The organism is Sphingobium sp. LMA1-1-1.1 (assembly GCF_040676365.1).
GTDB lineage: Bacteria > Pseudomonadota > Alphaproteobacteria > Sphingomonadales > Sphingomonadaceae > Sphingobium.
In genome coordinates, this window is sequence record NZ_JBEGHS010000023.1 from 135,079 (window position 1) to 149,143 (window position 14,065).

Sequence of the window (14,065 nt, forward strand, 5' to 3'; positions counted from 1 at the left end):
CCTCCATTGTCTATTCAATGCAACATTCATGCTCAAAAACTATCTATTGTTCAGTTAAACAAGATGATGTAGGTATTGCATCAACACGAACAGGAGGGCCCTCCCCACGGGCCCCGGTTGGAGCATCAGGATGACGGCACTTTCCTCCATTCAAACACCCCGCGTGGTTGCAGCGCGACTCAGCGAGTCGCTGAGCAAGGCCCCTCGCCAGCTTCTTATCGGCGGCAAGCATGTGGACGCCCTGTCCGGCCGTACGTTTGCAACGACCAACCCGGCTACCGGCGAGGAACTGTGCCAAGTCGCCCATGCCGGACCGGAAGACGTCGATCTGGCGGTCAAGGCGGCGCGGCGCGCGTTCGAGGATCCGGCATGGCGCCGGATGAGCGCCATGGACCGTTCGATGCTACTTTATCGTCTCGCCGACCTGATCGAGCGGGACGCCCATGAGCTGGCGGTCCTCGAATGCCTGGACAATGGCAAGCCCGCGAGCCTGACGCGGCTTGTTGAAATCGAAGGCTCGATCAAGACCTTCCGTTACTTCGCGGGCTGGCCCTCGAAGTTCGGCGGAGAGACTCTCCCCGTTTCACCGCGGGGCGGCCTTCAGATCCTTAACTACACGACGCGTGAACCGGTTGGCGTGGCCGCATTGATCGTGCCGTGGAATTATCCCATGTCGATGGCGGCCTGGAAGATTGCACCGGCGGTGGCGGCCGGCTGCGCCGTCGTGCTCAAGCCTGCGGAGCAGACGCCGCTCACGGCGCTGCGTCTTGCCGAACTGGCGCTCGAAGCAGGCTTTCCGGCGGGCATCATCAACGTCGTGACCGGTTTTGGTGACGCGGGCGCGGCGCTGGTCGAACATCCCGGAGTCGACAAGGTCGCTTTCACCGGCTCAACCGAGGTGGGCAAGGCTATAGTGCGGGCCTCCACGGGCAATCTCAAGAAGGTCTCCCTGGAACTGGGCGGCAAATCGCCCCAGATCGTCCTGCCAGATGCCGATCTGAGCGCGGCGGCGGCGTCGATCGCGCAAGGCATTTTCTTCAACCAGGGGCAGACCTGCACGGCCGGTTCGCGCCTCTATGCTCATGAGGCTGTCTATGACGAGCTCGTGGAAGCGATCGCCGGCCATGCACGCTCACTCAAGATCGGCAATGGCCTGGACGAAGACGTCAATTTCGGTCCGCTGATCTCCGAGGAACAGTGGAACCAGGTCAGCGGCTATGTCGAGATCGGCGTGAACGAAGGCGCGCGCGTGCTGACAGGCGGTGCCCGTCCATCCGGGCTGGATAATGGCTATTTCTTCGAGCCCACCATCCTGGGCGATGCGCAGGCGGGTATGCGCGTGGTGCGTGAAGAGATATTCGGACCGGTTCTGAGCGCCTTGTCGTGGAAGGACGCGGATCAGTTGATCGCTGAAGCCAATAATTCGGACTTCGGTCTTTCTGCCGGTATCTGGACCAATGATATCAAGAGCGCTCACCGCATCGCCGGTGCCGTGAAGGCCGGCTCGGTGTGGATTAACTGCTTCAATCTCGTCGATCCTGCAACGCCGTTCGGCGGCTTCAAGCAGTCAGGCTGGGGCCGCGAACATGGCCGGCAGGCGATGGAACTCTACAGCGAAACCAAGAGCGTCTGGGTCAACCTGACCTGAGACGAAGTCCATGGAGACACAGAAGGAAGCTCTCATGTTCACTCCTAAAATCCGGCGCATCGCGCACCTCGTCCTCTATGTGAAAGATCCGGAGGCCTCCGCTGCCTGGTACAAGGACGTGCTCGGTATGGAGGTTGTCACCCGCATCAACGGCGGTCCCTATGAAGGCGGCATATTCCTCACCTTCGGGGTTCATGATCATGACATCGCACTTTTCCCCGCTCCTCCCGGCGCCACCAAGGGGCTGGAATTCGAGCATGTGGCTCTGGAGCTCGATAGTCAGCATAGCCTGGAGGATCTTCGCCGGGTCTATGCCACCTTCATCGAAAAGAAGGTGCGAATTCATGAAATTCTGAACCATGGAGTATCGGTGGGCATATATTTCCATGATCCCGATGGACATATGCTCGAAGTCGTTGCCCAGGTCGTCGACCCTGCAGGTGGCGCGGCGATCGAGGAACTGGGCCGGAATGAAGGCCAAGCCGATCCGTTCGAGCTTTCTCCGCTCTACGACTAACCCCCGCCGCGCGCCGTCGCCCTCCTTCGCCGAGGCCGAGAGGCAAGCCTATCGCAGCGATACAGGCGCCCACGTCCATGTCCGCGCGACAATATCATCGATCACAACAGGAAGGAATCATCGTTACCATGTCCGAGCGCCCGAGCAATTTCAACGGCCTGCACATCCGCAAATGGTTCACCTATGAGGAAGAAACGCTGGCCATCGAAACTGGCCGGCTGGCCGATGGCGAACCGGTGGTCAAGATCGTGGTCGCCGCCGCCATCGCCAATCCCCATGCAGGAAAGTTCACCAATTCCTTCGACGAGGTGATCGCCGCATCCGAGCATCTGGGCATCGAATTCGGCCGCCGCATCCAGGAGCGCCTCGCCGGCCGAAAGGTCGAAAGCTATGGCAAGGCCGCCATTGTCGGTGCCAATGGCGAATATGAACATGGCAATGCATTCCTGACGACGAACTTCGCCAATCCCGTCCGCGAAGCCGTGGGCGGCGCAGAGGCGTGGGTACCCTCCACCGGAAAGCGCGGCGGTCCGGGTACCGAAATCGACATTCCGCTCGCCCACAAGGATGCGCTGTATGTGCGCTCGCACTATGATACCTTCTCTGTCAGCTTCGGCGATGCGCCGAGCCCCGATGAAGTCGTCATCGCGATGGCAGTCGCCACAAGAGGCCGTCTGCACCCGCGCCTGGGTGGCCTCACTTCGGCTGAGGCCGTCGGCAAGGACGGCCTTCGCTGATTCCCCTCATCAGGTGATGGAATAAAACCATGCGAGAGACCGCGCCAGTCGCACCGCAGCCCCTTCCAGGCGAGCGTGTCGCCTTTCACGAGGGGAACGGCATCAAGCTTCGCGTCCGGGAATGGGGCGCCAAGGACGCCCCTGCCCTCGTGCTCCTGCACGGATTGCGAGGCTTTTCGGGGACCTGGCGCGGTCTCGCCGAACATCTGGCCGAGGATTATCGCCTCATCGCCATCGATCAGCGAGGTCGGGGCGAAAGCGATTGGGACCCGGGCCGAAACTATTATACCGATGCTTATCTGGACGACCTTGAGGCAGTGGTGGAAACGCTCGGTCTCCAGCGCTTCGCACTTCTAGGCCATTCGATGGGGGGGACCACGGCATATGTCTATGCGGCCAAGCACCCCGACCGCCTGTTCGCACTCATCATCGAGGACATTGCGCCTGGCGCCTCCATCCAGGGCGAAGGGGCTGAACGGATCAAGGCCGAAATGGCTGCACTACCGTCTGATTTCGAGAATTGGGACGCCGCTCGGGCTTATTGGCGCTCGGCACGGCCGACCGTCTCCACCGAAGCCCTTGAGCAGCGCCTTGCAGAGAGTCTGCGGGAAGCCCCCGATGGCAGGATCGCCTGGCAATATGATGCAAAAGGGATCAGCGAGACGCGCCTCCATCCTGATCCCCTGCGCGTCGTAGATCTCTGGCCGGTGATCGAGCGTATCGACACGCCGACATTGATCATTCGCGGAGAGCGTTCGGACTTCTGCGCGATGGAGGCTGTAACGGAAATGCAGCGCCGAAACGCGTATATCCAGTCGCTGACCGTCGCAGGCGCAAGCCACTATGTCCATGATGATGCGCCCGCTGCCTTCGTTCGGCACGTAAGGCGCTTTCTATCCGCGACGCTGCGACCGTGACATTTGGTGCCGCGTGAATCGCCATGCGGTAATCTGAAAATTTTCCAGGCGAAATGAGAAGTTGGAGGAAATTGTGGCCGCAACAAATGGTGCGCATCTGCTGCTTGAAACGGCGCGCGATCTCGGCGTGGAAATCTGCTTTGCCAATCCCGGCACGACCGAGCTGACGCTCGTCGACGCGCTGGACAGTGTTCCCGAAATCCGGCCGGTGCTGGGCCTGTTCGAAGGCGTCTGCACCGGCGCGGCTGACGGCTATTCCCGTGTATCGGGCAAAACCGCCCTCACGCTTCTCCATCTTGGGCCGGGCTTTGCAAACGGGATTGCAAACCTCCACAATGCGCGCCGCGCCCGTTCTTCGATCATCAACCTGATCGGCGACCACGCGACGTGGCATTTGCCGTATGACGCGCCGCTCACCTCGGATATCGAATCCCTTGCCAGGCCGGTGTCCCAGGCGGTCATCCGCCTGGCCGATGTCGCGACCCTCAGCGCCGACGTGACCCATGCCGTCGCGCTGGCGATGAGTGCGCCGGGCAGCATCGTCACGCTCATCGTACCCACCGACATCATGGACGCACCGGCCGCTGCCAACAGATCGCCTGCGCTCGCGGCCAGGGAACAGTATCGCATTCCGTCACCCGACGAGATCGCCGACCGGGCAAAGGCCATCCCGGCTGACGCGGATGTCATTTTCCTTTTGGGCGGTAGCGGCGCTCTGCACGAAGGCGCGATCCGGGCCGCAGGGCGCGTGGCCGACAAGATCGGCGCACGGCTGCTCATGGAATCTTATCCGCGCATCGTTGATCTCGGCGGCGATCTGCCCCGCCTCGAACGTCTCGCCTATTTTCCCCAGGATGTGATCGCCCAGCTCGGCGATGCAACGATCGTCCTGGTCGGCGCGAAGACGCCGGTCAGCTATTTCGGCTATGAGGGACAACCGAGCCAGCTCGTCAGCGATGAGAAGCTGGTGATCCTTGCCGAGGACAATGAGTGCGGCGCCACCGCGCTGGAACTGCTTTACGAGCGTCTGAAGGAGCGCTCGTCTTCCCCTTCCAGCCCTCCGCCTTCCGCTCGAATCCGCAGCAACGACCTCACGCCAGACGAAATTGTCGAAGAACTGATCGTGCAGTTGCCCGAAGGCGCTATCATTTCCCTTGAAGGATCGACGCTGGGCGGCCCGTTCCTGCGCGAATCCTACCGTGCGGCGCGCCATCGCGTGATGACGAACACGGGCGGTGCGATCGGCCAGGGGCTTCCCTGCGCGGTAGGTGCCTCGCTGGGTGCGCCTGGCGCACGAATCGTCTCCCTGCAATCCGACGGAAGCGCCCAATATACGTTGCAGTCTCTCTGGACGATGGCTCGCGAGAACCTCCCCATCATCATCGTCATGGCCGCCAATCACCGCTACGGGATCCTGCAGACCGAACTGAAGCGGGCCGATGCCGACCTTAGCCTGCCCGCGATCGAGACGCTCACGCGCCTCGATAATCCCAAGACAGACTGGACGGCGCTGGCGCAAGGCTATGGCGTGGCAGCGATCCGGGCGACCAACTCGCAGGAATTCGCCGCAGCATTGAAGCGGGGTTTTTCGCATGACGGTCCCCTCCTCATTCAGGCCGAACTGCCATGAGCCACCTGCAACGGGATACCGATGTCCCCGTCGCCCTCATAACAGGGGGCAGCGGCGGCATGGGCTATGCGATTGCCGCGGTTCTAGCGCGCAAGACATTTGCCGTCGTCATCACGGCCCGCGACATGCAAAGGCTGGAAGACGCCGCCAGCCGGCTCAGGAAGAATAGCCAGGGTGTGATCGAGGCCCTGCATTCCGACGCGACTGATCAGAACTCCGTCGACCACCTGATCGCATCCGTCCTCGAGCGTTTCGGTCGTATCGACCTGCTGGTCAACTGCGCCGCCAGTACATCGAGCGTTTCGGGCGATGTCGCACGGATCGAGGTCGATGCCATTCTCGATGACCTCAATACCAAGGTCTGCGGCTATCTGCGCTACACCCGCGCCGTGACGCCCGCCATGACCAGCCAGCAGGCGGGACGGATCGTCAATATCGGCGGTCTGACCGGCCGTAATTCGGATACGTTGAGCGGGATGCGCAACGTCGCGGTTACGCATATGACCAAGGCCCTTTCCGATGCCTTGGGACCCAAGGGCATCACGGTCAACGCGCTTCACCCCGGCATCGTCCGGACACCCCATCTTGACGAGCTCTTCGAAGAACTGGCCCATGACGGCCAATGCACGGTAGAGGATGTCGCAGAGGACTTCATCTCGCGCATTCCGCTGCGGCGCGTCATCGATGCCGAGGAGATCGGCGATGTCGTAGCCTTCCTGGCCTCCCCCGCCGGCGCTTCCATTACGGGCGAATCGATCGCCATCGACGGGGGTTTTTCGCGCGGCATTTATCTTTAACGGGGTCCAGAAAACAGGAAGACAAGAGATGGAAGAGACGGAGCAGCCCAGGACTGGCGAAAGCGTGGTCGATCGTTACCCCCCCTCCCTCCGGCTACTTCATTGGGCGCGCGCCGTGCTGATCCTGGGCCTTATCATCGTGGGGTGGACCATGACGTCCCTTGCGGATGAAGTCCCCGCCAAATATGGCATCTTCTATCCTTGGCATAAATCATTCGGACTGCTTGCCTTTCTCGTCGTTGTCGTCCAGCTCATCATACGCGCCCGGACGCCTGATTTGCCCGAACCGCCAGAGGCACTCACGCGCGGTGAGCGGTTTCTTGCCAAGTTCGTGCATCGTGCCATATATGTGCTTCTCGTGCTCGTGCCCGTGATGGGCTATGCCATGTCGAGCACCTATACGATGAGCGATGGCGTCTTTTTCTTCGGTACCAACCTTCCCGAATTGCTCCCGAAGAATGACAATTGGTTCGCCGTCTTCCAATGGCTTCACAAGGTGTTGGCCTATAGCTTGCTGGGATTGATTGCACTCCATGTCGCCGGCGCCATAAAACACCGCTTCTTCGATCGCACGCGTGCGGGCGATGTGCTGCACCGCATGCTTTGAACCGGAGAAACGATGGCCCAGCCTTCTGAACCTGGGCATGATCGCGGCCCTAAACCGGCCGCAATGTCACACGGCAATGAAGCATGGGCTACTGAGGGGCACCGTCATTGCGGCTCGACCTCCCTCAACCAGCTATCCGCTTCGTGGAATGCCGAGAAAATGACGCAATTTTCCATTTGCTTCAGAGTACGGTGCACTTGCATGCGCAAAAGCGCCTGAGGGATGACCATCGCATTGCGGCTGATCGGCCTGCCGATACACAGATCGACGAAACGCTTGTTCAGTTCGACGACTTCCTGGGATTGCGCACCCCATTCCGAAAGATCGTCCAGCAGCGTAAAGGAGCTCCCGGCAGCCATCGCACGGTCAAGCGCCTCTTCGAAAATTGCTTGCGCTTGCAGAGCCTCCGCTACGGACCAGAAACCTTTGTAGCGCAAGTGAAGCCGCCGCGTAGCCGGGTCGAGTGTATAATGGAGCATCGGTCGACCTTCCCTGAGAAATGCCTCGTCGGGCGTTGCAAGAGATCAGTCTGCCCCTCTGCGGCGCTCCGCGAGCGAAGCCGTCTGGGGGTCTGAATCGGGGAACTGCTGGCCTGGAAATTGACGGGTCCAAACATTTGTGGCCGTCAGGCGACGGGCGAGCAGCAATGCGCTGTCGACGTTCATGTTGCCGATCGAACGCACCCGGAACAGCGCTTCGAAGGGCCCCTGCCCTCCCAAGCGCTTTTGCAGTACCTCCAGCTGCCCCGGATCCGCACTGACCTCAGCCATCTGCATGACCGCCGCATCGCGGGTCCCCGCGATGACGAGGATGGCATTGCCCGAGGGCCCAGGCAGGCTCGCCATATAGCCGATATCGATCTGTGGTTTGGTCTCTCCATCGAACGGACCCCAATTGGCAATATAGTGCTTGCCTGTGGCCCGATCGATCAGCTCATCATAGGTCGCCCCGACTTCGAAGCCGGACGCCTCGAACAGCGGATCGCGCAATATCCCCAGACCACTGAGAAGCCCGACATAGATGACGTTCGATTTTCGCATGAGATCGGGATTCAAATGGGACATGGCGATGACGCTGGACCGAGGCTTGGCCCGATCGGCATTCTTCACCGCCGGAATGATGTCGTTCAAAGCGGAAGCAACGCTGATCGGCATGTAATTGAGATTGACGTCGGTGTAGCGCCCGAAGTCCTCGGGATGACTCATCAGATATATTTCAAGATCTTCCTTGGAATTGATCGAGAAGTCGCGCACAAGATGGGTTACTCGCCCACGCACCTGTTCGCCGATCAGGTAATGATCGCCCGCCACCACCAGATTAGTGGCGTCATTTTCTGCGAACGGACGCCAGAGAAAACTGTCCGCCAATGGGGCAGATTGTCGATCGCGATGGTCCTTCCAGACCCAGAGCGCAATATTGAGCAGGAACGCGAGAGCAATGATACAGAGCAGGCGTCGATGCTCCCGGATGGCGTGAACCACCCGCCATGCCATCGCTGGCGGACGGGGTGGGTTTAACTCCGCGGGATCGCTCAGCAGGATGCGATATTCACCCTTTGGGATGATGAGGCGCGCGCCCGGACGGTCAGCGTAAACATCGTCCAGCTTGCCGCGCAGCCTGTGCATGTAGACCCGGACGGTCGAATCCTGCCCGCCGTCCTCGGGCGTGCGCTTCGCGAAAACGGCATGGAAGATCTCCATCTCTTTTGGCGCTTGTCCCGCCATCGTGCGTTCAAGCAGATAATCGAACAGCTTGACCATCGTATCTGATCGAGCCGAGGTGATTTTGGGCCTGACAAGCGCCGCCTCGTTGCAAAGCGCTTCGAATTCCTTGCCGGTTTCAGACGCCACGCATGCTACCCAGGTTTCTGAGCCGCTTGGTACCCTTTTCCGACACACCAATCTCCAGAAAGCTTTGGCTCGGCTTGGAATTTGAACCCTCCAGGTCGAAATCCACGGTGATCACGCCCTCCCCGGTTTCATCCGCGCACCAACCCCATCGCGCCTTTGCGGTAACAATATGAGGGAAATATCTAAGATTGTAAACTTTCCTGCTGCGGAGTGAGGGGAATGCAATTGCAGATGGGCATTTCGGCGGGTGCCAGCCCTGAGATGGTCGCGATGTTGGGGACGTTTACCGCAAACTCCCTTTGCCGCCCAGGCAGCGACGCGCAACAGTATTGCATTTCGTAAACAGTATGGCATAATATCGACATAGCGTTGCTATTTTTCAATTACGATCGAAACATATCAGCTAAAGAGGATTGCCATGGGCCACGCTGCATTGCAGCCGTCGCGGAACGAAGCGAGCGACGATCTTGCCAATCTACTGCGCGAACGCGCCCGGAACCTCGTTCCGGTCCTTCGCGAGCGCGAAGCCGCCGCAAATGCCGGCGGCCAAGTTCCTCCTGAAACCATCGAGGATTTCGAGCAGGCCGGCTTTTTCAAGATTCTCCAGCCCGCCCGCTATGGCGGTTATGAATTGTCGCCCAAAATCTACTGCGATGTGGCGCGCATCCTCGCAGAGGGCTGCATGAGCAGCGCCTGGGTCTATGGCGTTGTCGCCGTCCATAATTGGCAACTGGCCTTGTTCGACGAGCGGGCAGCACAGGATGTCTGGGGGGAAGATAAATCGGTCCGCCTCAGCTCGTCGCAGATGCCGGCGGGTAAGGTGATGCGCGTCGAGGGCGGCTTTCGCCTCAGTGGGCATTGGGCCTTCTCCAGTGGATCAGCCCATTGCAAGTGGGTGATACTGGGCGGCATGGCGCCGGCAGGCGAAGGCGAAAAGCCCGAAGCGCTTCATTTCCTCGTTCCACGTCCCGATTACCGCATCGTCGAAAACTGGGACGTGATGGGCCTTCGCGCGACCGGCAGCAACGACATCGTCGTCGAGGACGTCTTTGTGCCCGAGTATCGCGCGATCAGCGAACATTCCATGTTCATGCTCGATTGTCCCGGCCATGTCGCACATCCCGCGCCCCTGTACAAAATCCCGTTCGCGCAGCTGTTCAACCGGACCGTCGCGATCACCTCATTGGGCGCTCTCAAGCGTGCAGTGGAAGTATTCATCGACAATACCCGCGCAAAACGTGCGACCTATACTGGCTTGCGACTGGCGAACGACCCCTCGATCCAGCAAGCCGTGGTGGAGGCCCAGCGTACGCTCGACGAGCTCGAACTCGTCCTCGATCGGGATCTGAACGAGTTGACACGCCGCGCTGAAAATAATGACTGGCCGATCGAACGGCGCGCCGAACTGGCCGTATCGACGACGATGACCGTGAGCCGTTGCGTCACGGAAGTCGACAAGCTGATGCAGTTTAGCGGAGGCAAGGCAATCTACAGGGGCAATGCCATGCAGCGTGCCTTCCTTGATATTCACTGCGCGCGTGCGCATGCGATGAATAATCCGCTCCCCTATGCCCGCAATCTCGCAGCCGTCTATTTCGGCTTTCCCAATGATTGCGAGGATGTCTGACGATCGCCGCCTGCCTTCGGCATGAGAAAGGCGCGCAATCCCAAGATTCGAGGTAATATCATGACCGTTACTGACGCGCTCCGGGCTGAATCAGGTCCCGCGCTCATCCCGTCGCTGCAGGGCATCGATCTTTTTCGTTCGGCCTCCTACATCGGTGGGAATTGGCTGACCGGGTCCAAATCCATAGCGGTCGACAACCCGGCCACTGGGGAGATCATCGGCCATGTGCCCGATCTTGGCGAGGCTGAAGCCACCGAAGCTGTCGATGCCGCCGAGAAAGCCTTTGCGGGATGGAAGACGCGCACGGGCAAGGAGCGCGGCAAGATCTTGCGGCGCTGGGGCGAGCTCATCACGGAAAACAAGGACGGCCTTGCCCGCATCCTGACAGCCGAACAAGGCAAACCGCTCTCCGAGGCGCGGGACGAAGTGGACTATGCCGCATCCTATCTCGAATGGTTTGCCGAGGAAGCCCGTCGCATCGACGGCGATGTGCTGACACCCCACCGGTCCGATCGACGGATCATGGTGGTTCGCCAGCCCATCGGTGTCGTAGCTGCCATCACGCCTTGGAATTTTCCGCTCGCCATGATCACGCGCAAGGCGGGCCCAGCTTTGGCGGTCGGCTGCACCATGGTTCTGAAGCCCGCCGGCTTCACGCCCTTCTCCGCTCTGGCTTTGGCAAAGCTTGGCGAGGATGCCGGCATTCCCGCCGGCGTCTTTAACGTCATCACCGGGAACGCGCAGGCGATCGGCAACGTCCTCACCAGCGATCAGCGGGTGCGCAAGCTCACTTTCACGGGCTCCACCGCGGTGGGCAAGAGGCTGGCCGCGCAGTGCATGCAGACGGTCAAGCGCCTGTCCTTGGAACTGGGCGGCAACGCACCCTTCATCGTTTTCGATGATGCTGATCTCGATGCCGCGGTCGAAGGCGCCCTCGTCTCCAAGTTCCGCAATACTGGCCAGACCTGTGTCTGCGCCAACCGCTTCCTCGTTCAGGACGGCATCTATGATGAATTTGCGCGAAAACTGGCAGCGCGTGTTGGCCAGTTTGTCGTGGGTGATGGCCTTGCCGGACCCAGCGACCAGGGGCCGCTTATCAACGATCAGGCGGTCGCCGATGTCGCGGCCCATGTGGCGGATGCAGTGAAGCGCGGCGCCAGGATCCTGACGGGCGGTGACAGGATCAAGGGCGGAGGCTCGTTCTTTGCGCCTACCGTCCTGATCGATGTATCCCATGATGCTCTCATGTGCAGCGAAGAGACATTTGGTCCTCTCGCTGGCCTGGTACGCTTCAGGGACGAGGCTGAAGCGATCAAGCTTGCCAATGACACCACGGCAGGCCTCGCATCCTATCTGTTCACGCGCGATCTGGAGCGTATCTGGCGTGTTTCGGAAGGACTGGAATATGGCATGGTCGGGGTCAACACGGGCCTGATCTCCACCGAGATTGCGCCTTTCGGCGGCGTCAAGGAGTCGGGCTTTGGCCGCGAAGGCTCGAAATATGGGGTCGACGACTATCTGGAGATGAAGACGATCTGCCTTTCCGTCGGCAACTGATCGCCCGGCCCTTAAGTCAGCCCTGCCTTGCCGCGCGCAAGGCGGGGCTTCCTCCTTCCCACGATCCGCTGAATTCGCACCGTCGAAGGATTCTTGACCTGCACCCTCTCATCAGCAAGTTCATTCTCATTCCTCCCCGTTCCGATGTGATCCTTCTCCCGCATGGCTTTGTTCGGCGCGCCGAGGAGCAAGAGATCGGTCCTCCGAAGAACAGGAAGACATCCTCCTGTAAAATTTTCAGAAACTGTACTTTACGCCCAGACGTAACGTTCGCGGCTCTACGACACGGCTCAGCCGTCCTTCGACAGGCCCGGCATCGTAGCCAGGAATATAGGACTCATAATAATAGGCGATGTCTTTGTCTCGACTGTTCAAAACGTTGAGAAGTTCGCCGTAAATTTCGAGATTGCGGGGTTTCCATGCCACCCTGGCGTTAACCACCGTGCTCCCTTTATCGCGAACGCTGTTGTCCTCGATCAGCGCATAGGGGCCGAGATGGCGAAGACGCGCGCTTGCAACCCACCCCTTGAATACCGCTGACACGCCCGCCGACGCGGCGTTTTCGAAAGCGTTGGGAATATGGTCGCCATTGTCGTAGCGCGAATGGCTTGCCGTGTAATTGCCGTCGATAGCGAGCCATGGGGTCGGCCGCCAAAAGGCCACCAGTTCGTAGCCGCGACGCCGACTGGCGCCTGTTGGCTCCACCGCATTGGAATCGCCGACAAACCGCAACTCGCTGCCGACATCGAGCCAGAAATAGGTTGCCGTCAGGCTGAACGGCCCATGCTGGAGCCGAGCACCGATCTCCTTGCCGGTGCCTCGCACTAAGACAGGAACAGGCGACGCGCTATTGACTGCGCCGCGGACGTCATTCGAATGAAAACCGCGCCCCAGATTGACGTAGAATTCGAGGATTGGCGCGGGGGAATAGGCAAGCGCGATTTTCGGAGAAACAAGGGTTGCGTGCCCGCTGCCTTCTCCCAGAGCCAGGGCTTCGGCATCCTTCGCACGAACCGAGTAACCATAATGATCGCCACGTAGCCCGGCGATCACGCGAAGGCCGGGCAACGGCCGGAGTGTCGCTTCACCGAACAGCGCGAGCGATCCCTCCTTCACGCGGTAGACGCCGAGGGATTTGACGAAGCGCCGCTGATCAGTGTGGTGCACACCAACAGTACCAATGTCGTCGAAACGATTCTCCGTTCCCACCGTCAGGTCGAGCCAGGGCAGCAGCGTCAAATCCTTGCGCGCATCCAGACCGACAATGAAACGCTTGTCGAACTGATCGATCTGGGCGCTGCTGCCATCTGCGTTGGCATAGGTGGGATTGGAGGTCATCTCCCAATCATAGAATTGCCCATGGAGATTGGCCGACCACCCGTTGCCGCTTGCGCGGACAGCAGCCACCAACCGCGTCGTTCGCCCCCTCGCCGAGGGGTCCGGAGAACAAAAGACATCCGGGCATGACGCCGATCCGACGATCCGTTCCGGAATCTGTTCCGTCGGCCGCCAAGTGGCGTGATAGGCGTGCAGCGTAAAATCCAGCCTGCCAAAGCCCGTAGTGACGAGATATTTGCCGAAGCCCGAAAGATGTCGGAGCTTCTCCGCTTCCTGCCATGGCCCATCATACATCTTGTACTGGCCAACGAGCGTTAAGCTGTTCCCGCCAACATCGATCGAGCCGCCTCCGGCAAGACGCCGCCAGCCATAAGACCCCCCCTCTATCGATGCCCATGGCGCGGCATAGCGATCGATCGTCGTCAGATAGGCCGCGCCCGCAAGGGCAAAATCACCTCCGTCGGCTCGATAGGGACCTTTCCGATAATCTTCGCGGTCGACGATTTCGGGAATCAGCCCGTTAAGATCGAGATAGCCCTGCCCATGACCATGCGAACGCAGGTTCATCTGAACGCCATCGATATAGGTCGTGAAATCCGACCCATGGTCGAGGTTGAAGCCACGCAGGAAATATTGATTGGCCTTGCCGCTTCCGGAATGCTGGGCCGCGATCATGCCTGGAACCGATTCGAGCAGTTCGGCAACCCTGACCAGCGGACGGATGAGAAGGTCGGAGCCAGAGACGCTGCCTTCACTCGCCGCTCCAGCGGAGCCGATCTTGTTCTCGCCGCGACCGAAGACCACGATCGCGCTTCCGTCTCGATCCCCGGACTTGTCCTG

The 14,065-nt window shown here is 60.2% G+C and carries 12 protein-coding genes; 9 read left to right on the top strand and 3 right to left on the bottom strand.

The genetic code is table 11. The annotated features are described in order from the left end of the window. Positions 1-130 precede the first annotated feature (130 nt). The 7 genes from MRBLMA1_RS12135 to MRBLMA1_RS12165 all read left to right on the top strand — a co-directional run bounded on the left by MRBLMA1_RS12135 (position 131) and on the right by MRBLMA1_RS12165 (position 6,853). Entirely contained in the window at positions 131-1,648 is a 1,518-nt protein-coding gene (locus MRBLMA1_RS12135) for an aldehyde dehydrogenase family protein (protein WP_363737104.1), read from the top strand. Between the two features lie 34 nt (positions 1,649-1,682). After that, on the top strand, positions 1,683-2,165 hold the full coding sequence (locus tag MRBLMA1_RS12140; protein WP_133654979.1) for a VOC family protein: 483 nt from the start codon (positions 1,683-1,685) through the stop codon (positions 2,163-2,165). A 128-nt stretch (positions 2,166-2,293) separates the two neighbouring features. After that, positions 2,294-2,902 carry an amino acid synthesis family protein gene (locus tag MRBLMA1_RS12145; RefSeq protein ID WP_363737105.1) on the top strand — a complete coding sequence of 203 codons (609 nt, stop codon included), beginning with the start codon at positions 2,294-2,296 and terminating at the stop codon, positions 2,900-2,902. A 29-nt stretch (positions 2,903-2,931) separates the two neighbouring features. Next, positions 2,932-3,819: an alpha/beta fold hydrolase gene (locus MRBLMA1_RS12150; protein WP_363737106.1), complete on the top strand. Its 888-nt coding sequence runs from the start codon at positions 2,932-2,934 to the stop codon at positions 3,817-3,819. Between the two features lie 73 nt (positions 3,820-3,892). Next, a complete protein-coding gene (locus MRBLMA1_RS12155) occupies positions 3,893-5,449 on the top strand; it encodes an acetolactate synthase large subunit (RefSeq protein WP_363737107.1) in 1,557 nt (518 codons plus the stop codon). Beyond that, a complete protein-coding gene (locus MRBLMA1_RS12160) occupies positions 5,446-6,246 on the top strand; it encodes an SDR family NAD(P)-dependent oxidoreductase (RefSeq protein WP_363737108.1) in 801 nt (266 codons plus the stop codon). Before MRBLMA1_RS12155 ends, MRBLMA1_RS12160 begins: the two co-directional genes overlap by 4 nt. A 28-nt stretch (positions 6,247-6,274) precedes the next feature. Next, entirely contained in the window at positions 6,275-6,853 is a 579-nt protein-coding gene (locus MRBLMA1_RS12165; RefSeq protein ID WP_363737109.1) for a cytochrome b, read from the top strand. Between the two features lie 104 nt (positions 6,854-6,957). Here the strand turns inward: MRBLMA1_RS12165 and MRBLMA1_RS12170 are convergent, their stop codons facing one another. Next, positions 6,958-7,332: a hypothetical protein gene (locus MRBLMA1_RS12170; RefSeq protein ID WP_363737110.1), complete on the bottom strand. Its 375-nt coding sequence runs from the start codon at positions 7,330-7,332 to the stop codon at positions 6,958-6,960. A gap of 45 nt (positions 7,333-7,377) precedes the next feature. Continuing rightward, the gene (locus MRBLMA1_RS12175) at positions 7,378-8,703 is read right to left on the bottom strand and encodes a helix-turn-helix domain-containing protein (RefSeq protein ID WP_363737111.1); all 1,326 of its coding nucleotides are present in this window, start codon (positions 8,701-8,703) and stop codon (positions 7,378-7,380) included. A 418-nt stretch (positions 8,704-9,121) separates the two neighbouring features. Here MRBLMA1_RS12175 and MRBLMA1_RS12180 point away from each other — a divergent pair, with 418 nt between their 5' ends. Both MRBLMA1_RS12180 and MRBLMA1_RS12185 read left to right on the top strand, forming a co-directional pair. Next, a complete protein-coding gene (locus MRBLMA1_RS12180) occupies positions 9,122-10,330 on the top strand; it encodes an acyl-CoA dehydrogenase family protein (RefSeq protein WP_363737112.1) in 1,209 nt (402 codons plus the stop codon). Positions 10,331-10,390: 60 nt separating this feature from the next. Then, complete coding sequence (locus MRBLMA1_RS12185; protein ID WP_363737113.1) at positions 10,391-11,887, top strand: NAD-dependent succinate-semialdehyde dehydrogenase; 1,497 nt, start codon at positions 10,391-10,393, stop codon at positions 11,885-11,887. Between the two features lie 237 nt (positions 11,888-12,124). On the opposite strand, the gene MRBLMA1_RS12190 is transcribed toward MRBLMA1_RS12185, so the two are convergent. Continuing rightward, entirely contained in the window at positions 12,125-14,029 is a 1,905-nt protein-coding gene (locus MRBLMA1_RS12190) for a TonB-dependent receptor (RefSeq protein ID WP_414714767.1), read from the bottom strand. Positions 14,030-14,065: the final 36 nt, after the last annotated feature.

Excerpts from the sequence above, each read along its gene's own strand:
- MRBLMA1_RS12185 (WP_363737113.1), top strand. The coding sequence starts at position 10,391 with ATGACCGTTACTGACGCGCTCCGGGCTGAATCAGGTCCCGCGCTCATC.
- MRBLMA1_RS12160 (WP_363737108.1), top strand. The coding sequence starts at position 5,446 with ATGAGCCACCTGCAACGGGATACCGATGTCCCCGTCGCCCTCATAACA.
- MRBLMA1_RS12140 (WP_133654979.1), top strand. The coding sequence starts at position 1,683 with ATGTTCACTCCTAAAATCCGGCGCATCGCGCACCTCGTCCTCTATGTG.
- MRBLMA1_RS12150 (WP_363737106.1), top strand. The coding sequence starts at position 2,932 with ATGCGAGAGACCGCGCCAGTCGCACCGCAGCCCCTTCCAGGCGAGCGT.
- MRBLMA1_RS12170 (WP_363737110.1), bottom strand. The coding sequence starts at position 7,332 with ATGCTCCATTATACACTCGACCCGGCTACGCGGCGGCTTCACTTGCGC.
- MRBLMA1_RS12165 (WP_363737109.1), top strand. The coding sequence starts at position 6,275 with ATGGAAGAGACGGAGCAGCCCAGGACTGGCGAAAGCGTGGTCGATCGT.
- MRBLMA1_RS12180 (WP_363737112.1), top strand. The coding sequence starts at position 9,122 with ATGGGCCACGCTGCATTGCAGCCGTCGCGGAACGAAGCGAGCGACGAT.
- MRBLMA1_RS12145 (WP_363737105.1), top strand. The coding sequence starts at position 2,294 with ATGTCCGAGCGCCCGAGCAATTTCAACGGCCTGCACATCCGCAAATGG.
- MRBLMA1_RS12135 (WP_363737104.1), top strand. The coding sequence starts at position 131 with ATGACGGCACTTTCCTCCATTCAAACACCCCGCGTGGTTGCAGCGCGA.